Origin of the sequence: Orientia chuto str. Dubai (assembly GCF_000964595.1) — a bacterium.
In the GTDB taxonomy this organism is placed as follows: Bacteria; Pseudomonadota; Alphaproteobacteria; order Rickettsiales; family Rickettsiaceae; genus Orientia; species Orientia mediorientalis.
The window spans coordinates 1-20,812 of the sequence record NZ_LANP01000003.1 but is presented as its reverse complement, the minus strand read 5'-3'; the positions used below and the strand labels follow the sequence as shown (position 1 = coordinate 20,812).

The window sequence follows — 20,812 nt, the reverse complement described above, 5'->3', positions numbered from 1 at the left end:
TAAATCTAAAAACCTGTAAATTGGAATTATTGTTAATTACTACCTCTTTGTTTAGCAAGCGCTTTATCATTTTACAACACTAATACAATAGTTATTTTAGGGTACCACCTTGTCTTGATTGTGTATTACTACCTTTCATTGACTGCCCTTTGCTTGCACCTTGTTTTGCCAAAGCTCCTAAAGTATCATGCATTTGCTTAGGATTAACAGTCATGCCAGCAAGATTTATTCCACTCACCAAAGATGCAACAAATTGTGATAGCGAATCACTAAGATGATAAATCAAATATAAAGTTAAACAAGCTACTAGTAGCGCCATTATTAAATCTTTAACCAATTGAAAAATAGAACGAACAGTTTTAAAAAATAATCCTTGATGTACTTCTACAGCATCATCAAATTGCTGACCTTCTTTTCCATCTTCTGATTCTAAGCTATCTATTGAAATAACATCATTAGCTATAGTTTTAACAGTATTAATCACCGCAAAAAGAGGATTGTTTATCATCCACCCTAAGCTTTTCTTACATCTAGCAATTTTTTGATCAGCGTCACTATCATATAAATTTTTATCATTAACATTAATGAAAAACATTTTTCTTGTCCTTGAAACATTATACTACTATGTTCTTTGACTAATTTATAATCGTACGCACAATCAGTATAAAATCCATATTCATAAACATGAAACATCATCATCATAAAAACAATAACAACCATAGGCTGCAATACAAAAGATATTACCAACTTTAACCAGCTATGAAAATAATTTCTAGTATATTCAAAAAGTACCATAGGAACAAATATAGGTGCTAATAATCCTAAAATTAATATTCCTATAATGCATACTATATATGCATTAACCATATATGCTGCTATTGATATTACTAATAATGGATAAAATAATACCAACCCAAGTAAAGTCATATTCCCACTCCATAAAGCAGGAATTAACAAATAATAATATGGTGGTATAGAGTTACCTAACGGATCCCCTCCCCCTTTTACAGCCTGAACTTTTTGCCTAATATAATCTTTCATGGCATTTATTCCTAAATAATGAGTTAACCTGCAATCAATAGAGTCCCATAGTGCTAAAAACTGCCTAGCATCAGCACTATTCTTGCTAGCATCATAATCACTAGCTTGAAAGCTACATAAACCAGATACTTTTTTACCTTCTTCATTATTGGATTTTGTCATTACCCAAGCAGCAACTTCTGCCATTATATCACCGCTTAGTAATTCCATACCCCATTTTTGCACTCCATTAATTATTCTTCCATCCCCTGTACTAATACCAATTGAAAAATATGTTACTAATACTATTTTTAAAACACTATTAATAACATCTTTACGAGTTATTTCATCTCTTGATAATACAATATTGTATCCCCAAAAAATGATATATAAACACATAAAAGCAGTAACTGCTCTTCGCATATGATGACTAAAATTGCTAATCATGTTACTATCACTAGCTTGTATTATAACCTCCTCCCCTTTAGCATTTAACTTACATACTGTTGATTCTCCAAGAATTCTATGAGCCATCTGTACAAAACACGTAACTATAGGACCAGTTATAGGTAATAAAGTTTTAGAATTTTCTGCAGCACTTGTATAACACCCTTTCATGTTGGCACATTCAACTAATCTAGTTTTATCAGATAATTCTTTCGAATCCTTATTATTTCCAGTATAGCATATTGGCTCTGATAGATTTGATACATTAGAATAATTGTTTAAAAAATTGCTATATATAGAGCGAGTGCAAGGCTCACTGATATATTTGCATCCTACATTTAAATATCCACCTAATATAGTCCATGCAGCAACGCAAATTTTATCTTTATCCCGTACTACCTTATAAGGTATATAAGGTGAACCAGCAAGATTAATATCTATAAAACTACCAGAATATCCTTCTTCTTTATCATAATATACCTCAAAAATCTGTTGAGGTTTTATATTCCATGCTCTTGCTACTGCATCCCAAACATTGTCACCACTTGCAACAGCAACAGCAACATTAATTATAGTTTCAGCTACAGCACCTGCTGCTGCTGCTATTAACTTAACATTATTACATAAAGCAAAACTAATTTGTGGATTAGCTGGATCAGCTCGATTTGTCTTAAGACATTGGCCTCCAGGAAATTTTTCATTAAACAATTCCCCATTAGTCATATTTAATTTTAACACCATTGGAAGATAGGTACCTATTCCTATGATAGATGCTGTTGCTAAACTAAAAAATGGAGCAGGAGTACAAGTATGAGAAAATTCATCTTTAAACAATAAAGCATTAACCCCTCGAGTTTCACAAGTAAGATTTGATAATGTATCTACAACTTTCTTAATTCCATCTTTTACTTCATCAGCAACATCCTTAACTTCATCAGGTAGTATATCCCCCAGCCCGACTATAGCTTTAACAGCTTCAGCTTGCGATATAAATACTAATATTAATATAAATATTTTAGCTAATTGATATACCAACCGCATTATTTCGCTGTTTCTAATTGCTTAAAAAACTTAGGTAACCATTTTCTAGAATCATCTCCATATTCACTTCTTAATTGATCTAACAATATTACGGTTTCAACACGTCCTGACAATACCCCGATAATGTTATTCATACCAGATAGATTTAATTTTGCTACTACAGAACCAATTCCTTGTTTTATTAAAAAATAACGCGAACCAGGATCAGTTGATTTAATGATAGAAAATTCCCTTTCACTCAACATAAAAGCAGTTCTATAAACATCAGTTGCTTTTAAATTTGGCAAAAAAATCTGAGTTGCAGTTTGTTGAATTAGTGTATCACTAATCGAACTTTTAGATGCATCTTCAACACTTTGAGTAGCAAAAATAACAAAAGTATTCAGCTTTCGTAATACCTTTAGCCAATCTTTTATCTTAGGAGCAAAAACAGGATTATCAATTAAAGCCCATGCTTCATCCAATACTATCATAGTTGGAGAACCATCTAAAGATAAATTAATACGATGAAACAAATATAATAATACTGGAGCTAAACTAACAGGATCTTTTAACAATTCACCCATTTCAAAGCCAAAAACTCTACCACTTTGTAAATCCATATTATCATGAATATTATCAAATATTCCAGCTTTAGCTCCAGTACCATGCCACATTGCAATTCTACCTGCTAGAGTATCAGGACCACCAATTCCTAAAAATGCTACTATATTACTTAAATAACGATCGGATGGACTAAGTTTATAATTCCCTTCTACTGCTAAACTAATATAATGCATATCTTCAGCAGTAATAGATTCACCATTTGAAGTAACTAAGGTTTTTATCCACTCTACTAAAAAATTACGATTTTCATTTGTATCTGGCAATTGCAAAGGATTAAAATTGCACTGTTGAAATGGATTAATCACAGTATATTTTCCATCTAAAGCTCTGATAAAAATTTCAGCTCCTCTATCTTTATCAAAAAAGAAAGTTCGTGGATAAAATTTTTGAGCTTGAGCACATAAAAAATTCATTAAAACTGTTTTTCCTGCTCCAGTAGGACCAATTAACAAAGTATGCCCTACATCACGTACGTGAAAATTAAAATAAAATGGAGTACCAGAACTTGTATCTAATACAGTAACACTATCTCCCCAATGGTTACCTGTAGCTTTTCCAGGCAAATAGTTATGCATAGATGCAAACCCAGCAAGGTTTAAAGTATTGATCACTGATTTTCTTACAGCAAAATCTATATTTCCTGGCAATTGAGCCCAATAGGCAGCTTCTAAATTAACTTTTTCTCGTACTGGCTGCATACCAGTATTCGAAATTTCAACTGATGCAATAGATAAAGCATTTTCTAAAGCTTTTAAACTATTCTCTATGCATAATACTGTTAAATGATGCTCTCCAAAACCAATTTCACCACTAGTTGCCATATCTAAGGCTTGAGATATTTCAGCAATCTGAGATATTGCTTTATCTTCAGTTTGAATCATTCTATTTTGTTGCAATTGCATTTTATTAATTGCTGCTGTACGGCTAGAAAACTGAAAACTTTGACTAATAATAAGCTCAAAAGGAAGCTGTAAAAACGAATCAAGTACTCCAGCTGAAGTTTTGGGACCATACTCATGAATACTAACTATACCAGCATATCTACGCCTCCATGCTCCCCTAGCCTCAATTGATCTATCTCCAAAAAACAACCTATGAGTAGGTATGTAACTATCTATCGAACCTCTAGGCAAAAGCATAGGCATAGAACTACCGCAATTAACTATAGTAGCTAAAAATTCTAATATCTCACAAAAAACCCCTTGAGGTGTATCTTTAACTTGTAGTATTTGTGCATCATAATCACCAAATGTAGTTACTACCCTTGATACCATTTCATCAAGATTAGCATACATTTCATTCATACTTTGTGCCCAAGCATTTTTATCAGATTTTTGCAATAATTTATTATAAAAATGTCTTAAAATTTCTCCACCTTCAACATCAGGCTTATATAAAATCGTGATATAAATATCATTCACGAAAGATTGAAAACTAGAGTATTTCTTCTTCCACTCACTATCAACATAAGAAACAAAATCTTTTGCTTGACCAACTGTAGGATTTACATCACTTTCACCTATAGCGGAAATTAGTTGCTTACGACGTCTAATTATATGAAAATATAAATTCAAGCTACCTGAAGCCATACCTTTAAATAAAAGATTTCGTAGCCTTTTTCTAATATCTAAATCTTGATCATCAGCCGTTTCAAAAGCAAATCCACCAATTTTAATAACCTTAATTAGTTCATTATTTTTTGTCATTATAGTAGACTTATTCCAATGCCAAGAATATGGAATAAATTTAGAAATATGAACTTCTCTTTTTGAGTAATACTCCCTTGCTACTCTAGTCTTAAAAAATTTCATTATTTAATGCTATATACTATATGAATTAGCGCCATAATAAAGCCTATTAGGACACTTATTAAATTTTTGAGCTCGCATTAAATAAATTTCCATAAAACGTGGTTCTTTAAAGCATAACACATAACCTACTGCATGTATCACAAATGCTACTGGTACAACATAAAAATTAGATGCTAAAGTAAGATACATCGTTGAAAGCATAATATTTAATAGTGCGTATGGAAGACTTACTCCAAATATCATTGGAGGTCTAGTTAATCCTAAAAATAAAGGATCAGCTTCTAATTTTCCTAACATATTTTTTATCTTCTCCTTGTAAATTCAGTAAATATAAATAATTAACAGCATTATTATTTGAAAGAAAATTAAACTTAATCATGATTAAGTTTAATTAAACTACTCTTGCGGCATAACAGAATGCTACCATAATTAAAAGCTGAAATTGAACTAAAATCAAATACCCACACTAACTTTGTAAAAAATTTTTATAGCTATGATGCGATATTATCTCATGTCAATTTTTGAATTAACTAACTATACTATAATAAATATCAATAATTATGTTCTTTTTGAAATCAATAAAACTTTATTGTATGATTCAACATAATTTCAGTAATTCAATACTCGCAATTTGAACATAATGAATCAGCAAAATATATCGTTCTTAAAAATTTTTATTAAAATTATACTATTCTGCTCTATAATTAGTTATAGCATGGCTGAATGTATAGATGCGGATGATTTTGGATTTCCTATAGTTACTGTATCATCAAGATATAATGCTAAGCAACTTATTGGCCAAAAAGACCATCAAGTAGCGCCTTGGGTTGATAGCAAACTTTTAGTTAATGGCAAACCTATAGTTATTATGGTTAAGCATTGGAATTATCATGACTATGATAATGATATCAGCAATCTATCAGCATGGTCAGCATGGTATGGAACTACTAAAAATAAACACACACTTGCCAGCATCACAAAAAGGTTTCCAGAATGTAAGTTTCATAATAATAAAACTTTTCCTGACTCAGCTGATGACAACGATGACGTTCCAGTTATTAACCCACCATGCTTATTTAAACATGGAATTGGACTTTATGCTTTAATTGCTAAGCCTGGAGTTAATCCAAATGCTAATGTTAATTCCCAATCTTATGGTATTCATAACAAAACGATTAATTTTCATGTAGGCCAAAACTACCTTAGTTCACTCAATGCTACAGAAGATGCTGGTTTTTTTGATACTACACCTGATGGAAATATAGTTAAAACTGGAGGATATTTCTATAAATACCAACCTCAAGAGTCTGAACAATATACTAGCGGAAAATTATATTTCAAAATTCTAGATCGATTTTACGATGATAATAATGGACAATATAAAATCATTATTAAATCTGGCGTTGGGGATGAAAAAGATGATCCATCACAGTTCCTTATTAATCTAGTTAAAGAAATGCTGTTTGGTAACCAAAAAAATCAAAATAAAAATGGAATAATCCAAAATCTCTTTACTAATATTCTCAATAATCCAAGCTATAAATTAGTTGTCAACCTTACCTTGATATTATTTATCGCGTTTAGTGGTTTAGCTTTCTTAATAGGCAACATTAATATGACTGCCCATGAACTAGTAATTAGAACAGTAAAAATTTTAGTAATATCTATTTTACTCAATTCTGCTGCAGCTTGGAATTTTTTTTATAATTATCTATTCTTTATTTTTGTAGATGGACCGCAATTTATTATTAAAACTATCAATGAAGCAACAGCAATAGGACCAGGTTCATCAAGCATATTAGGACTAATGATTGCTCCTCACACGCTAAAAAAGTTATTTTCAATACTATTTGTGCATTGGGGAGGATTTATTTATATTATTTGTTATTTGATATTACTATATTATATTCTAATAATCAGCTTTAGAGCAACAATATTATATCTTAATGCCTTAATTCTAGTTGGCATAGGAATAATTGTAGGACCAGTTTTCTTATGTTTTGTTTTGTTTCAATTTACTAAACCAATTTTTGAAAACTGGATTAAGCAGCTAACTATATATGCTCTTCAGCCTGTGATATTATTTGCTGGTATTGCATTTGTTGGAATGTTCATTAGGCATGAAATATACGCTTCTCTTGGCTTTAGAGTATGCGAAGTACCTTTCCCTCCTATTGCTAACACATTAATAAAAATTATTAGCGGTGATAGCTCTAAAAAACAATCACTTTTAAATTTATGGTTTCCAGCACAAGTGCTTAAAAAAACTTTATTATTCAATCAAAAATGTGCTAATATACCTGTACCTGAAGACCATATTGTATATCGTAACCAAAGCCAATGGCAATGCAGTGATGGTATATCTGGTAACAGTAAGCAGCTAATTAATTCACCAGATATCTCAAATGAAGAACACTGTTCCGCATATGAATGTAAAGCTAACCGTTATGTAGAATTACCTTTTTTGGATCCTAATATAAATAAAGATAGACATAGAATAAGAAACTTTTTTGCCGGTAATTTTGTTCAGTGGGATAGCTTATTACTACTTGCAGCTTGTGTATTTTTACTTAGCATGTTTAACGATAAGGCAATTGCCCTTGCAAATTATATTAGCAGTGGAGGTGATAGATCATCTGCTAGTGAAAAAGCTACTACTGCAATAGTATCAACAGTAACTCCTCAATCACCAACAAAATTCATTCCTCAGTTATTTAATAAAACTAGTCAGCAACACACTTCAAAAGATAGCAATAATCCTTCTTCTAATTTTAGCAGCAGGCCTGGAATTAATACAGGACCTAAAAAATAATACATTGGTATTTAGTTCTATACTCAATATGCATACAACTAATAATTTAAAAATACTATAAATCTCAACTATGGATGAAAAGATGTGGTTATCACAAAGAGTTGTAAAATGGAGAAAATATGCAGTTAGCTTATATATATTTGTGGTGTAGGAAAAAAGACATAACAAACCTATACTGTTTTTGTAGAATAGTTCCATATTTAAATACTAGCAAAAACCCCTACTAGAACATCTATAATAGGCTATTCAAAGATTCTAACAATAGTATTACTAGTATAATCATACTCTCCCACCATTGCAAAAACTTCAAACATTTTTATATTATAAGCTATTTATAAATTATACAAATCTAACCTTAATATACTTTCATACTACAATTTTATTGTAGTAAAAGCAGAAATATTAAACTATTTATATTTTACTTGAAGGTATTGTTATTTTTTTTAAGTAAAGCTACTGGATTAGTATATATATACTTTACATCAATTACTGCCTGTCATTTTATAAAAAGCTTTCAGAAATAAAGCATTTGGTAATATTATAGCTCCTACTAAAAATAGCAAAGTTTTTTTTGGAATTAAAATTACATTTGTCAATTAATAACAATTGGAAATCCAAGACCTCAAATAAACTAAAGGAAATATAGACGATAGAATCATATTTTTGAATTAATCAAGAATATTACTAGTTTAGTATTTGGTGTCAAGGATATTTAAAATAAGAATTTTGTTTTCTAATCCCCGCAATCGAGAATTGAAGTTGATAACTGATATAAGGAAAATATAAAAAACAAACTCTTGCCTTGAGTTAAAAGTTTACTACTATTGAAACTATATTTAGTGTATTATATAGCTCCTCAAACATATAAGGCACCGTTTTACCAGAATTTATCATTGTTTGTTAAAATTTGCGAATAGACTCTGAAGTTCTAGTTGATTTCTTAGTGTTTGTAGATAAGCATGAATTATTAATCTATATTATTGCTAATTTTGACGCAATTATCCATAAAACAAAGGTATTATGTTTTGTTCCTAAATACTTCTCGTAACATATAAAACTTGTTTAGAAACTTATATATCACTTTTAAAGATCAAACCTAAACCATTCTAATACTTTTTTAGATAAAGCATATCAGTATCTTTAGCTTTTCATGCTCAAAGATATTTTTATCAGCAGTTTACTTAAACGTTAAGCAGTATAAAATTCTCAAGTTCAGCTTCTAACCATATAATACCTGTAAAATAATTACTCTTCTTTTTTCAAGCTAAGTATACTGCAACGTTTTGTAGAATAATAGATTTAATCAATTCTCATTTTCCATTCTACAATCATTAAAAAAAACTTAATCAAAATATTTTCTATTAGAAATTACTGCTGTTTCCTTAAGCTTAATCCTTTTCTTTATAGGGCCTGTAACATTCTGCTGCTCATTTTTATTGTTCTTGCAATGCTCTTTGTCTGTTCTTAGAGTTAATTTAACACGATTTTTATGATCAATCCCGATGATTTTGACTTTTACCTTATCTCCTAATTTAATGTGTTCATTTATATCTTTTATATGTGTATCATTAATTTCACTAATGTGTACAAATCCATCTCGACCAGCTACATACTTTATAAATGCTCCAGATTCAATAATTTTAACTACCTCACCATCAAAAATATCTCCTATTTGAGGAATAAACACAATACTTTCAATATTTTGCACTGCTTTTTTTACATTTTCTCCTATATTTCCCCATACCTTAACCTCTCCGTTTTCTCCAACATCAATTTCAACATCAAAAGATTTGCAAATTTCTTTAATAACTTTTCCACCTACCCCAATAATATCACGAATTTTTTCTTTTTGAATTTCAAGTGTTTGAACCATTGGTGCATATGCACTTAGCTCTGATTTAGAGCAATTAATAGTATTATTCATAACACCTAATATATGATCTATACCAATTTCAGCTTGTCGTAAAATATTCTCGATTATAGATAAACTAATTCCTTGAACTTTAATATCTAACTGCACAGCTGTAATACCATTCTTAGTACCTGCTACTTTGCAATCTATATCCCCAAAATGATCTTCATCACCACATATGTCAGATAGAATTTGAAAGTTATTATTTTCACCGCAAACTCCTCCCATTGCAATACCTGCAGTATGTGTTTTTATTGGTACTCCAGCATCCATTAAGCTAAGGGAAGCACTACATACTGTTGCCATTGACGAAGAACCATCAGATTGAGTAATTTCTGATACAATTCTGATAGTATATGGAAATTCTTCTTTAGTAGGAATAACTGGCTGAATAGCTTTTTTAGCTAAATAACCATGTCCTATTTCTCTTCTACTAGCAGCTCTTAGTGAAGAAATTTCACCTACAGAATAAGGTAAAAAGATATAATCTAGTAAGAAATGCTGTCTTTCACACCCATTTAACTGTTCAACAACTTGCTCATCAGTACTGCTACCTAAAGTAATCGTCGCTAAGCTTTGAGTATTACCACGAGTAAATAATGCTGATCCATGTACCATATTAAATAGACCAACCTCACAAATGATAGGCCTAATTTCATCCATTGCCCTATTGCCAATTCTTGTTTTATCCTGTAAGACTAAATTCCTAAATATCATTGATATGACGTTATCTAAAGCTTTTTTTATATTTAAAACAGCAATCTCATCTTTAGCTCCATTTTGGAAAAAATAATCAATAACATTTTGTTGTATTAACTGCAGTTTTTGATTACGTTCCTTTTTAATCGATAATAAAAGTGCCGATCTAATATCATAATTAAAATGTGCAAGTATTTCATCATTATAACTCAGATGAGGGCTAGCTGTAACTACAAACTTTTCTTTCCTAAGACTTGATTGCATTTCTTCAATAGCACTAATGACTGGATTTAGTGATTCACATCCAAATTTTATAGCTGCTAATATTTGCTCTTTCTTAATTTCGTAAGCTCTAGCTTCTACCATAGTAATTGAATCATAATCACAAGTAGTAGCAGCAACTACTAAATCAAGCTCTCTATGATCTGTGCTGTTATGATGAATTGTAGGATTTAATACAAATTCATCGTTTACTAAACCAACTCTAGCAGCTCCAATTGGTCTAATTATTGGAATTCCAGAAATTGCTAATGCAGCAGAACTGCCGATAATTGCTAAAATATCTGGACTATATCTAGGATCATATGACATTACTGTACAAATAATCTGAGTTTCATTACAAAAGTTAGAATCAAAAAGCGGCCTAATGGAACGATCTATTAATCTTGATATCAGGATTTCATGCTCTGAAAACTTGCCTTCTTTTTTTATAAATCCGCCTGGAATCTTACCAGCAGCATAGGACATTTCTCTGTAGTAAACACATAGTGGAAAAAAATCTATATCTGTCCTTGAGTTTTTATCAAAGACTACTGTGCATAATACTGAAGTATTGCCCATAGATGCTAGAACTGCTCCATCAGCATCACGAGCTACCTTACCAGTACTTAGAGACAGCATGTTGCCACACCAGTCTACTTTTTTTATTATTTCATTAAACATAATTTATTATCCTTAAAATATTAACTAAATTTTATATTTTTCTATATCATATTTTTATTATTTTTTTATTTTATAGAAATAATGCATTTTAACTCCTTTGTTACTTTAACAAAGCTAATAATGTTATAAATTACTAGGAATAAAGTTATTTCAGTAGCCAATAATTATATTAGTTACTAAATACGCTTGCTGCACAAACAATGGGTGAGCACTATCTTTATTAAGAAAACATCATTAAAACATTAATACAATGATTTTACATGGCATTCTTAATAAAAAATACAATGCTATTATTTACGAAGGCCTAATCTACCAATAAGTTGAGTATACCTGTTCACATCTTTTTTCTTCAGATATCTTAATAACCTTCTACGGTGACTAACCAACATTAATAAACCACGCTTAGAAGAAAAATCCTTAAAATTAATCTTGCAATGCTGAGTGAGGTTAACAATACGCTCAGTTAAAATTGCACATTGCACTTCAACTGATCCAGTATTACCTTCTTGGTCAGCATATTCACTAATCAATACTTTTTTACGTTCAACTGTAATTGACATACTAATAAAATCCCTACATCTTCTTATTTTAAATTTGTACTAAATTAAATACTCTCGATGATCTAAAATAACCATGCTCAAGCTTTCCTATTGCAATTAGCTGATTGTTATACTGCAACCATACTAATGAGCAATCAAATAATTCAGACAGCTGTACCTGCTGTCCATAATAAATTTGCTGTGCTACTGCTTTATTTATAGTTAGTACTGGAATATTGCTTAAAATATATTCAGTATTCATAATACTTTTCTTGAGATATATATTACCATCTACTTCATTAAAACTACTTAATGCATCTAGATAAAGACTATTCTCATAACTAAAACATCCCACTTTAGTACGAACCAATTTTACCACAAAACTTAAGCTTTGCAAGCATAAAGCTATATCTTGACTTAAAGTTCTTATATAAGTACCTTTTGAACACTCAGTTAAATATGTTGCTGTAGAGTTTATTGAATCATAAGATTTCAATTCAAGGCTGAAAATCTTGACTTCTCTAGGAGAGAGAACTACCATATGTCCAATTCTAGCAAGATTATATGCTCTAACACCATTAATTTTTAATGCTGAATAGCTTGGTGGTACCTGAACAATTTTACCAATAAACTTCTTTGTTATTGTAGCACACTCATCATAAGTAGGTATATAATTAGTTGTTTGCAGCACCTTACCTGAAGCATCTCCACTATCGGTTTTAGCACCAAACTTCATTGTAAAGTGGTACTCTTTTCTTGCTTCAATTAAATATTGAATTAATTTAGTAGCTTCTCCAATAGCTATTGGTAATATTCCTTCAGCTTCAACATCAAGAGTACCAGCATGACCTACTTTAGATAAGTTAAGTAACCGCTTAATTTTAGAAACTGCCTGTGCTGAACTTATACCAGCTGGTTTATATAAATTAATCCATCCGTTCATTTAACTATATATCTCTATAATTAGATATGCTAAGTTTACTTAAACTATTTTCAACTTATACGTATTTTTATATATTTTTATCAAAAAACTCTTATTATCAATAATTTTATTATTGATAATGTAAAATTTAATTTTAAAATTAATGATATTTTTATTTCCAAGTGTTATTATATGACTTCATCTAATATTATTGCTATTGGATCTGATCATAAAGGTTATGAGTTAAAAGAAAAAATCCATCAATACATTCTCGAACAGGATTGTTTTGCTCATTTTTCAATACTTGATATAGGAACTCATGATAATCAGCAAGTTGATTATCCAGATATTGCAAATCTGTTATGTGACAGCATAATTAACAACCAAGCTAAATACGGTATTTTGATTTGTGCTACAGGTATTGGCATGAGTATAGCTGCTAATCGTCATTTTGATATTAGAGCAGCTTTATGCTTTGATGACTACATGGCAGAAAAATCGCGCCTACATAATAATGCAAATATCTTAGTTATAGGAGCTAAAATTTCTAATTTTAATACTATTACTAATATGATTTTTAAGTTCATAACTACAAAGTTTGAAGGTGGTCGCCACTTAACTAGACTAGAAAAACTCAGATAAATTTTTTCCTTTTTTCACCTTACTAAATATTCTTAATATATTTGTACCTATCTTGTAAACTACAGCTATAATATCACTATATTTGTTAGAGGAAAGAGCTTCTGTATTTTTCACATGCTAAATACTGTATATCTTCCTTATATCTTCCTTTTTTTAGGCATACAGTACTTGTTAGAGCAAGTTCTCTCTTATTCTGTACAACCAAGTTAAGATTTTTTCACAATCTACCTCTTAATTAATCTATATTTTTTACCTCTTTTTTCTAATTTTAAGTTCAGTATATAAAATCTTTAATTAGAAAAAAAACATTAGCATAATAGAACTTTTTAACTTATATTGACATTATATTACTTTTGATGAATTCACTTGGAGTAAGACATAATGGCTGGCAGCTTAAATAGAGTAACGTTAATAGGAAACATAGGACATGATCCAGAAATTAGAAAAACAAATGATGGTAAAGAGATAACAACCTTTAGCTTAGCTACAACAGAAACATGGCGAGATAAACATAGTAATGAAAAGAAAGAAAAAACTGAGTGGCATCGTATAGTGGTATTTAATGAAGGCTTAGTTAATATTATTAAAAATTACGTAAAAAAAGGCAGCAAAGTACTTATTGAAGGCAGTTTACAAACTAGAAAATGGCAAGATAACTCTGGACAAGAAAAATATATTACTGAAATAATCTTGCAAAATTATAATGCAAGCTTAATTTTGCTTGACTCAAAGTCAGCTGGAGATTCTCCCTCTTTTCAAAATAAACCCCCTAATGATCTATCATCTCAAAACAAAAAGCAACAAAATTTAAGTCAATCATTAGATGATGATGATATACCATTCTAGTTTAGAACATGTTAAAGCATTACTTATCGTATTTTAAGATATATAAAAAAATGTATGAGCGTTTTTTCTAAACGGCAAAACCTAATACTAATATCAATAATTAGTTTTTTATTATCAAGTCATATAAACGCTAGCTATAAAGCTCGTGTTAATAGGGCCAACAAAGTCATTCTAAATACAGAAATGAAAAATGATATAATAAAAACTAATAGTTTTTTTCTTACAATTTTTCATAAAATCAAAAATCCAAATTTAAATTTTGTATTTTACATTGAAGGTGATGGCCTAATATACTATAACAATAGTATATCTGACAATCCCACACCTCTACTTCCATTAGTGCTAGAGCTTGCTATAATTGATCCAAGACCAAACGTAGTTTATATAGCTAGACCCTGTCAATATGTTTCTCCATCATTACAGCAAAACTGCAAAAAAGAATATTGGACTAGTAAACGATTTGCCAAAGAGGTTGTCGAAGCTATTAATGAAGTCATTATAAAAATTAGCAACAATCAACCATCAGATATTATTGGCTATTCTGGTGGTGGTGGATTAGCGGTATTAGTTGCAGCAATTAACCCTAATATTAAGACAATTACAACTATAGCTGGTAATCTTGATCACATTGCATTTAATAATTTTCATAATAGCCCTCATATGACAGATTCACTTAATCCTATTGATTATGCTGAAAGCGTTAAGAACATACCCCAGCTTCATTTAACTGGTATAGAAGACAAGATAGTACCATTATTTATTATTGATAAGTTTGCAAAACATGCAAACTTTGCAAAAGTAATTAAGTTTAAATCTATTAGTCATGATAAAGGTTGGAAATCAATTTGGCAAAATATTTGTACTGAATAAAGTTTTAAATTGAAAATACAAAGCTTTACAAAAAAATATTGATAAAGTATTTTACCGTTGCAGAGCAATCAGAATCAGTGTTAACAAAAAAATCAGTTCTAGAAAAATGATTAAAAATTGCGTCAGCAAAACAAAAAAGTTTGTTATTAATTAAATAATATAGCCACTCATATAATATCAAAAATTCAGAAAATTCCTCCCATAATGCTATTATATTATTTCATAAATACACTAGACTAATACTTTTCTCTTGATTTCATCATTTAGCATTGCTTGCAGCTGGTTAGTTGGTATTCTCCTGCTTATTATTCTGGATTATTTTCCATAAGCTTCTTATTGTATTAGTTTTTATAATATACTATCATAGATAGTACTATTGGTAATTTATCTCTTTCTTTTCAAGATTTTATGGATAAGGTATACTCCTACAATCTTAAAGCAATCCAATAGTTTGAACTAACTTATACTTCAATAAGAAAATAAATAAACTCTTCTTCATCATTTTTAGTTTCAGCTAAAAGTAAAACATCACACATACTGCGTCTTATGGTTTCTTCTACATATGAGTCCTTTTCAAGCCTTATTGAATTTAAATCAATTAAATTTTTTTACTATGATAAATCAGAGTTTAATATTATAAATTGTATTTCTTGATCATTTATATATATAACAAAACTTTAAACTATAAGGTAACAATGTATGACGAATTTTATCCTTAAATATATAGAGAATGCTAATATAAATATAGAAGCTAAGTTTGAACAACAAGGAACTTTTTCCAGCAAAAGTTATGTATTATAACTCAAACTATGAGAGCATCAGGTTTTCATATAAAATATGCAATTGTGTACTTAACATAGTATAATCAGCAACTTGTAAAACAATTTTTAACAACAAAATTAATTTCATATTTTACAAAGCATTTTAAAACTTATGGCTATATTGAAGAAAAAGTCAGCAAAAGAACAGCTGAATGGCTTATCAGTCAAAGATTGTAGTCTAATGAAATAGAGGTTATAGTATCAAATTTTGCCAAATTTTTTAATGATCGTAAGTTACAATGGAATATAAAAAATCATATAACAGAGCTAACAACAGATAGGCAAAATAAGTATAAAGAATTCTTTGCTTAAAAATTTTTTCACATATAACACCACCTTCACTACAAAACATAGCTTCAGGTATAATCGATATTTTACAAACAGAATTGACACAACAACTTGAAGAAAAAGATTTAGCAGAACATTTTATAAAATGCGTACAACAACGATTTATAAAAAAAATTTGCATCATATTTTATTGTGCGCAATGTAATACCAGGAGACAGAAAATATGAACACATTGATATGTCAATTGAGTTAGCAGATATCAATGACTTTATAGAAGATATTTACAAAGTTGATAAATTAGGCAAAAGTGCAGTCATAAAAATAAAATCTACAATAAATCATCCTATAGTACTAAAGGATTTAAATAAGATTTTCTTTTCAAGATTAAGTAGTAATATAGTTAAGTTTATAGAAAAATATAAAGCACAAAATCTTGATTCAACTGATATAGAAAGTGACACTGAAATCAACAGTAACATACAGTTAGTATAACTTAAGCAATATTATGATTTAACCAATAATATGGGCACTGAAATAGAAGTTAAATTAGATAAATTTAAAAATAATCTATCACCTGGATACATTAAAAAGCAATCCGAGGTGATATTTGAAGAGCAACAACCTAACTTAACTGATAGTGACATTGACAACGACAACAAGATACAGTTAACACAATCTGAAGACATAGAAATAGAAAATGGCTATTGACAAATCTTCCTCAACCAGAAAAAATGCCTGAATCTATTCAGTTGCAATGCTCATTATTAAGCAAAGATAAAACTAAAAACACTATACTACAAGCAGATGAAGAGCAATTCATCGAATCATATCAGCAACATCAATTACTATGGGATAGTGGAATATAGTATTTAGCTTAAATTAACCAGAGTTCTATACTATAATAATAGTTTAAAGAGTATAAAGAGAGTAAGTATTATAGCCATTCTAGCACTTATTCTCCTAAGATTTTGTATTTCTTTAAACATTTTGCACCTAATAAATATATCATGAGGATTTACTTTATCATAATAATATGACTCACAGTATTTTCGGAGTTATAACACTTAAACTTGTTATTATAAATCTCTGATATCAATAGCTCATTAGCATTATTAGGTAGTTTTTAACTTATGATTCATGCTTTTTTAAGTAATTTTAAAGTGCTTAAGCATAAAAGAATAACAGCTTAAGCCCATAGAAGCTAGATCTAACTTTTTATTGAACTTTCAGTCTATTTTAGCTAACATGGCTGCACTTTATTACTTAATAATCGATTTACAACAACCAATGTTACAAGAGCTTTTATATCTTAGCTACTCCTCATATATAGCATAAGCTCCTTCAACTTTTAATTCGTCATTATGTTGAAGTTTTGCTAAATCATCATTGCTTAAGTGCTCCAATATCATCAACCTTACTTCTGGTGAAAAGGAATGCCAAAATGTACTACTTTCTAGCAAAGAACCATCATTGGATTCTAATATCTCATCCATTGATTCAACTGCCCCTTGTAGCACTATGAATCTTTCTTTTCCTGCTTCAATAGATTGTTTAATACAGGAAGAATATATTGGAAATTTACTCCAATAGTTACCTTCAATATCAGGATTATTGGCACATCTTGCTAATATGTTTATATTTTTTCTCAGCACAAATATATCAAAAAAAGATAAACTACTTTTGCTAACAGAGATAGACTTCATTGCCATTATTTCTTTATGACATTGTTGTTCAAATGCCTTTAGCGGGTCTGATTCATTGATAAGCCCTTTATTTTGTAAAAAAAACCTTGTGAACTAATATCTACCAGGTTACAATGTTCCATCTTAACAATGTGAGAAGCTAATAATCTTACTATGTCTAAATATACCTCTCGACTCTCGGGATATTTACGCCAAGCTAGCTGTATAGCAGTTTCACTAACGCCACTTTGTAAATTTACATCAGCTCCATAATCTAATAGATAACGTATAACATCAGTATGCCCTCTTGCAACAGCTAAATGTAAAGAAGAATTGAGATTTACATCTTGTAGATTTGGATTAGCATTATTCTCTAACAACAACATTACCATAGGTATGGTGCCGCATATAGAGCAACATGTAATGCAGTATTACACCAATGATTTTGGGCATTTACATCGATTCCATTGTCTATCAGATACTGTAATAATTCCATATCGCCTGTACTAGCAACATAAGGTAAAACATGCTTATTTACTGAACTACAAATATTCCTTGCAGGAGCATATAGCAGCCGAGCATAAAGCCTTAACTTATTCATAGTAGTTTTCCCATTAAAATCATATTATATTACCAAAAACTTTATACATTAAATGTAAATATCATTACACATTAAATCAGTAGCGATGCAACTTAAAATTTACTCAAGCTTCTTGTTTTATAAAAAAAGTACAAGATCATATATTGTTTATCTAATATTTATCTAGTAATCTACTGGCTGCAGATTTTGCTTGCATTGAAATTGCTACAGAACTTAGAAATAACAGCTAAAGCTAGTTTTATTCTGATAACACCTTTTTATATCATGGCAATTATAGCCATACTTCCTAATATGCTATAGGTAATGAGTTAGATCAAGCTTATTTACTTTTAGTAAAAATTTCAATAACCTTGGTAATCTTAAGCTGTAATTATGTAATCTATATATAGAATGTAACTCTGTAATGAGATTACTAAAGTGTGTATTATAAAGTTCTAAATTAAGATTCTGACCGAAGCAATACCACTTGTAAAAAAAAATATTTTTGCAATCTTATAAAAACTAGAGCTGCATAAATATAAAATATTTGTTTGCTGCTTAAATATGCATCAATTTTTTCATTCGGAGTCTACTTAGTGATCTATTTGTAAACTTTAATGCTATTGAAGACATAATTACTATATAATTGATATTATTAATAAATGCTGTGGTTAAATAACTGATCAAATAATTATGCTTGTTGTATAGCAATTTTTTTGTGCTATTTCATTCATAATACATCTAACTTGAAAATCGCTTGGTTACCCTTGGGTTGTATGCATTTCTTGATCATTAGTTCAACTTCTGAATTAAAAATTAGTGTAAAATTTCCTAAATTTTTATTCTCCATATTTTCGACCTTTTGCTTTAATTTTTTTGTAATATTGATAAATTTTGCAAATTTAATTATAGTTGAAGTTGAATATTGAAAAATTAATTAAAGTTAATACAAGTTGATAGTAGGTTCTACAAAGCGCAAAAGTTAACGAAAAATTAACTTTTCTTCTTCTTTATATTGAATATGCCTTTGAGGCCTTTTCAGTAGATAATGTTAATACCAATATATGTTCTTGCAATTTTTTGTAAGTTCAAGCCAAAATTTTTTTCTGTTGACTCTTTTTCGAAGTTACTAACATGTTGAAAATTTTTAATAAGTTTTATACATGGAATATTACGCCATTTAAGATTATTTTTAATTGTTGTCCTATTTTCAACCTCAATAAAACCAGCGTCTCTTAATTCTACTAGGCATTGTCTAACCCTGCGTTGACCAACATTTAACTTATCCTCAAAAAGCTTATAACTCTCCTGTAATTCCTCTATATCGTTGTTATAATAGCGCTGCAGTCTAAATACTATGAATGATAGGAGTTGTTTAGAGGTTTTACTTAAAGCTTTTTTATTATCTCCAATCAGATCCTTCCACTCTGCTGGTATAAAATTTCCAATAAAATGGTAAAAAATTGTATCATTATTGACACTGTTATTTTTAGTAAAATTACAACTATTGGTTAAAATATCGCGTACTATATGTTGCACTTTTTGCCTCCAAAAATACAGCTATAGCAGGTAGTTTTAGGAAATAATTTTTTATAAATTATTCTAAAATTTTGATTCAAAAGGTCGAATATAGGGAGCATAATTATTCTTATGCAAAACCTATTTTTATCTTCATACTGATTTTATCTGCCTTACAAGACCAGTTTTACCTATAGACAATATTACACTCTTAAAACAAGTCCTCTTTCATTTTCATCTCTATAAACTGTGTTTTCACTCGGAGTCTCTATTTTACTTAGTAATCTATTTGTAAACTTTAATACTATTGAAGACATAATTACTATATAATTTATGTATATTATTAATAAATATTACACTGTGGTTAAATAACTGATCAAATAATTATGCTTGTTTTATAGCAATTTTTTTATATTAATTCATTCATAATACATCTGAATTGAAAAACGCTTGATTTACCCTTAGGTTGTATGCGTTTCTTGATCATTAGTTCAACTTCTGAATTAAAAATTAGTGCTAAATTTCCTAAATTTTATTCTCCTTATATTCGACCTTTTGCATTAATTTTTTTATAATATTGACAAATTTTGCAAATTTAATTATAGTTAAGGTTGAATATTAATTACAAAAATTAATAAAAGTTAACACAAGTTAATAGCAGGTTCTATAAAGTGCGAAAGTTAACAAAAATTAACTTTCCTTCTTCTTTAGATTGAATATGACTTTCAACCTTTTTCACTAGGGTATGACACACGGAGTATAAGTCCTTTCTCACATTCATCTCTATATATTACTCTACCTTCACTTGGAATCT

Annotated in this window: 19 protein-coding genes; 7 read left to right on the top strand and 12 right to left on the bottom strand. The window is 29.4% G+C overall.

Annotation, left to right across the window (positions count from 1 at the left end):
• Positions 1 to 91: 91 nt before the first annotated feature.
• The 4 genes from OCHUTO_RS06210 to OCHUTO_RS00745 are packed head-to-tail and all read right to left on the bottom strand — an operon-like array spanning position 92 to position 5,222.
• Positions 92 to 508, bottom strand: a complete 417-nt coding sequence (locus OCHUTO_RS06210; RefSeq protein WP_232296901.1) for a hypothetical protein — start codon at positions 506 to 508, stop codon at positions 92 to 94.
• Positions 509 to 513: 5 nt separating this feature from the next.
• Complete coding sequence (locus tag OCHUTO_RS00755; RefSeq protein ID WP_232296900.1) at positions 514 to 2,508, bottom strand: TrbL/VirB6 family protein; 1,995 nt, start codon at positions 2,506 to 2,508, stop codon at positions 514 to 516.
• The gene (locus OCHUTO_RS00750; RefSeq protein WP_045796973.1) at positions 2,508 to 4,925 is read right to left on the bottom strand and encodes a VirB4 family type IV secretion/conjugal transfer ATPase; all 2,418 of its coding nucleotides are present in this window, start codon (positions 4,923 to 4,925) and stop codon (positions 2,508 to 2,510) included. Before OCHUTO_RS00750 ends, OCHUTO_RS00755 begins: the two co-directional genes overlap by 1 nt.
• Before the next feature lie 9 nt (positions 4,926 to 4,934).
• Positions 4,935 to 5,222, bottom strand: a complete 288-nt coding sequence (locus tag OCHUTO_RS00745; RefSeq protein WP_045796972.1) for a VirB3 family type IV secretion system protein — start codon at positions 5,220 to 5,222, stop codon at positions 4,935 to 4,937.
• 343 nt (positions 5,223 to 5,565) lie between these two features.
• Between OCHUTO_RS00745 and OCHUTO_RS00740 the strand changes: the two genes are divergently transcribed.
• Positions 5,566 to 7,737, top strand: coding sequence for a TrbL/VirB6 family protein (locus tag OCHUTO_RS00740; RefSeq protein ID WP_045796971.1), 2,172 nt, complete (start codon positions 5,566 to 5,568; stop codon positions 7,735 to 7,737).
• Between the two features lie 1,342 nt (positions 7,738 to 9,079).
• On the opposite strand, the gene pnp is transcribed toward OCHUTO_RS00740, so the two are convergent.
• From pnp to truB, 3 genes are all read right to left on the bottom strand, one after another.
• Entirely contained in the window at positions 9,080 to 11,290 is a 2,211-nt protein-coding gene (gene pnp, locus OCHUTO_RS00735) for a polyribonucleotide nucleotidyltransferase (RefSeq protein WP_045796970.1), read from the bottom strand.
• Positions 11,291 to 11,580: 290 nt separating this feature from the next.
• The gene (rpsO, locus tag OCHUTO_RS00730) at positions 11,581 to 11,850 is read right to left on the bottom strand and encodes a 30S ribosomal protein S15 (protein WP_045796969.1); all 270 of its coding nucleotides are present in this window, start codon (positions 11,848 to 11,850) and stop codon (positions 11,581 to 11,583) included.
• Between the two features lie 28 nt (positions 11,851 to 11,878).
• Complete coding sequence (gene truB / locus OCHUTO_RS00725; RefSeq protein WP_045796968.1) at positions 11,879 to 12,772, bottom strand: tRNA pseudouridine(55) synthase TruB; 894 nt, start codon at positions 12,770 to 12,772, stop codon at positions 11,879 to 11,881.
• Between the two features lie 171 nt (positions 12,773 to 12,943).
• On the opposite strand from truB, the gene rpiB reads away from it, so the two are divergent.
• From rpiB to OCHUTO_RS00710, 3 genes are all read left to right on the top strand, one after another.
• A complete protein-coding gene (gene rpiB, locus OCHUTO_RS00720) occupies positions 12,944 to 13,393 on the top strand; it encodes a ribose 5-phosphate isomerase B (protein WP_045796967.1) in 450 nt (149 codons plus the stop codon).
• Between the two features lie 381 nt (positions 13,394 to 13,774).
• Positions 13,775 to 14,239, top strand: coding sequence for a single-stranded DNA-binding protein (ssb, locus tag OCHUTO_RS00715; RefSeq protein ID WP_045796966.1), 465 nt, complete (start codon positions 13,775 to 13,777; stop codon positions 14,237 to 14,239).
• 54 nt (positions 14,240 to 14,293) lie between these two features.
• Positions 14,294 to 15,109 (top strand): alpha/beta fold hydrolase, encoded by an 816-nt coding sequence (locus OCHUTO_RS00710; RefSeq protein WP_045796965.1) that lies wholly within the window; start codon positions 14,294 to 14,296, stop codon positions 15,107 to 15,109.
• Positions 15,110 to 15,570: 461 nt separating this feature from the next.
• Here the strand turns inward: OCHUTO_RS00710 and OCHUTO_RS07005 are convergent, their stop codons facing one another.
• Positions 15,571 to 15,708, bottom strand: a complete 138-nt coding sequence (locus OCHUTO_RS07005; protein ID WP_084215309.1) for an Rpn family recombination-promoting nuclease/putative transposase — start codon at positions 15,706 to 15,708, stop codon at positions 15,571 to 15,573.
• A 702-nt stretch (positions 15,709 to 16,410) separates the two neighbouring features.
• On the opposite strand from OCHUTO_RS07005, the gene OCHUTO_RS00705 reads away from it, so the two are divergent.
• From OCHUTO_RS00705 to OCHUTO_RS05695, 3 genes are read left to right on the top strand one after another with little or no spacing between them, the layout of a single operon-like run.
• A complete protein-coding gene (locus OCHUTO_RS00705) occupies positions 16,411 to 16,710 on the top strand; it encodes a hypothetical protein (protein WP_045796964.1) in 300 nt (99 codons plus the stop codon).
• Between the two features lie 30 nt (positions 16,711 to 16,740).
• Positions 16,741 to 16,926 carry a hypothetical protein gene (locus OCHUTO_RS00700; protein WP_045796963.1) on the top strand — a complete coding sequence of 62 codons (186 nt, stop codon included), beginning with the start codon at positions 16,741 to 16,743 and terminating at the stop codon, positions 16,924 to 16,926.
• On the top strand, positions 16,923 to 17,084 hold the full coding sequence (locus tag OCHUTO_RS05695) for a hypothetical protein (protein WP_156961256.1): 162 nt from the start codon (positions 16,923 to 16,925) through the stop codon (positions 17,082 to 17,084). Before OCHUTO_RS00700 ends, OCHUTO_RS05695 begins: the two co-directional genes overlap by 4 nt.
• Positions 17,085 to 17,531: 447 nt before the next feature.
• Here the strand turns inward: OCHUTO_RS05695 and OCHUTO_RS06205 are convergent, their stop codons facing one another.
• The 4 genes from OCHUTO_RS06205 to OCHUTO_RS00690 form a co-directional block, all read right to left on the bottom strand.
• A complete protein-coding gene (locus tag OCHUTO_RS06205) occupies positions 17,532 to 17,870 on the bottom strand; it encodes a PRANC domain-containing protein (RefSeq protein ID WP_232296899.1) in 339 nt (112 codons plus the stop codon).
• An 89-nt stretch (positions 17,871 to 17,959) separates the two neighbouring features.
• A complete protein-coding gene (locus OCHUTO_RS06200; RefSeq protein WP_232296898.1) occupies positions 17,960 to 18,286 on the bottom strand; it encodes an ankyrin repeat domain-containing protein in 327 nt (108 codons plus the stop codon).
• A complete protein-coding gene (locus OCHUTO_RS06195; RefSeq protein ID WP_232296897.1) occupies positions 18,286 to 18,501 on the bottom strand; it encodes an ankyrin repeat domain-containing protein in 216 nt (71 codons plus the stop codon). Before OCHUTO_RS06195 ends, OCHUTO_RS06200 begins: the two co-directional genes overlap by 1 nt.
• Before the next feature lie 1,017 nt (positions 18,502 to 19,518).
• The gene (locus OCHUTO_RS00690; protein WP_084215303.1) at positions 19,519 to 20,019 is read right to left on the bottom strand and encodes a hypothetical protein; all 501 of its coding nucleotides are present in this window, start codon (positions 20,017 to 20,019) and stop codon (positions 19,519 to 19,521) included.
• Between the last annotated feature and the right edge of the window lie 793 nt (positions 20,020 to 20,812).

Bases quoted from the DNA above. Each gene is read 5' to 3' on its own strand.
- OCHUTO_RS06210 (WP_232296901.1), bottom strand. From the start codon at position 508: ATGATAAACAATCCTCTTTTTGCGGTGATTAATACTGTTAAAACTATA.
- OCHUTO_RS00755 (WP_232296900.1), bottom strand. From the start codon at position 2,508: ATGCGGTTGGTATATCAATTAGCTAAAATATTTATATTAATATTAGTA.
- OCHUTO_RS00750 (WP_045796973.1), bottom strand. From the start codon at position 4,925: ATGAAATTTTTTAAGACTAGAGTAGCAAGGGAGTATTACTCAAAAAGA.
- OCHUTO_RS00745 (WP_045796972.1), bottom strand. From the start codon at position 5,222: ATGTTAGGAAAATTAGAAGCTGATCCTTTATTTTTAGGATTAACTAGA.
- OCHUTO_RS00740 (WP_045796971.1), top strand. From the start codon at position 5,566: ATGAATCAGCAAAATATATCGTTCTTAAAAATTTTTATTAAAATTATA.
- pnp (WP_045796970.1), bottom strand. From the start codon at position 11,290: ATGTTTAATGAAATAATAAAAAAAGTAGACTGGTGTGGCAACATGCTG.
- rpsO (WP_045796969.1), bottom strand. From the start codon at position 11,850: ATGTCAATTACAGTTGAACGTAAAAAAGTATTGATTAGTGAATATGCT.
- truB (WP_045796968.1), bottom strand. From the start codon at position 12,772: ATGAACGGATGGATTAATTTATATAAACCAGCTGGTATAAGTTCAGCA.
- rpiB (WP_045796967.1), top strand. From the start codon at position 12,944: ATGACTTCATCTAATATTATTGCTATTGGATCTGATCATAAAGGTTAT.
- ssb (WP_045796966.1), top strand. From the start codon at position 13,775: ATGGCTGGCAGCTTAAATAGAGTAACGTTAATAGGAAACATAGGACAT.
- OCHUTO_RS00710 (WP_045796965.1), top strand. From the start codon at position 14,294: ATGAGCGTTTTTTCTAAACGGCAAAACCTAATACTAATATCAATAATT.
- OCHUTO_RS00700 (WP_045796963.1), top strand. From the start codon at position 16,741: ATGGGCACTGAAATAGAAGTTAAATTAGATAAATTTAAAAATAATCTA.
- OCHUTO_RS06200 (WP_232296898.1), bottom strand. From the start codon at position 18,286: ATGTTGTTGTTAGAGAATAATGCTAATCCAAATCTACAAGATGTAAAT.
- OCHUTO_RS06195 (WP_232296897.1), bottom strand. From the start codon at position 18,501: ATGAATAAGTTAAGGCTTTATGCTCGGCTGCTATATGCTCCTGCAAGG.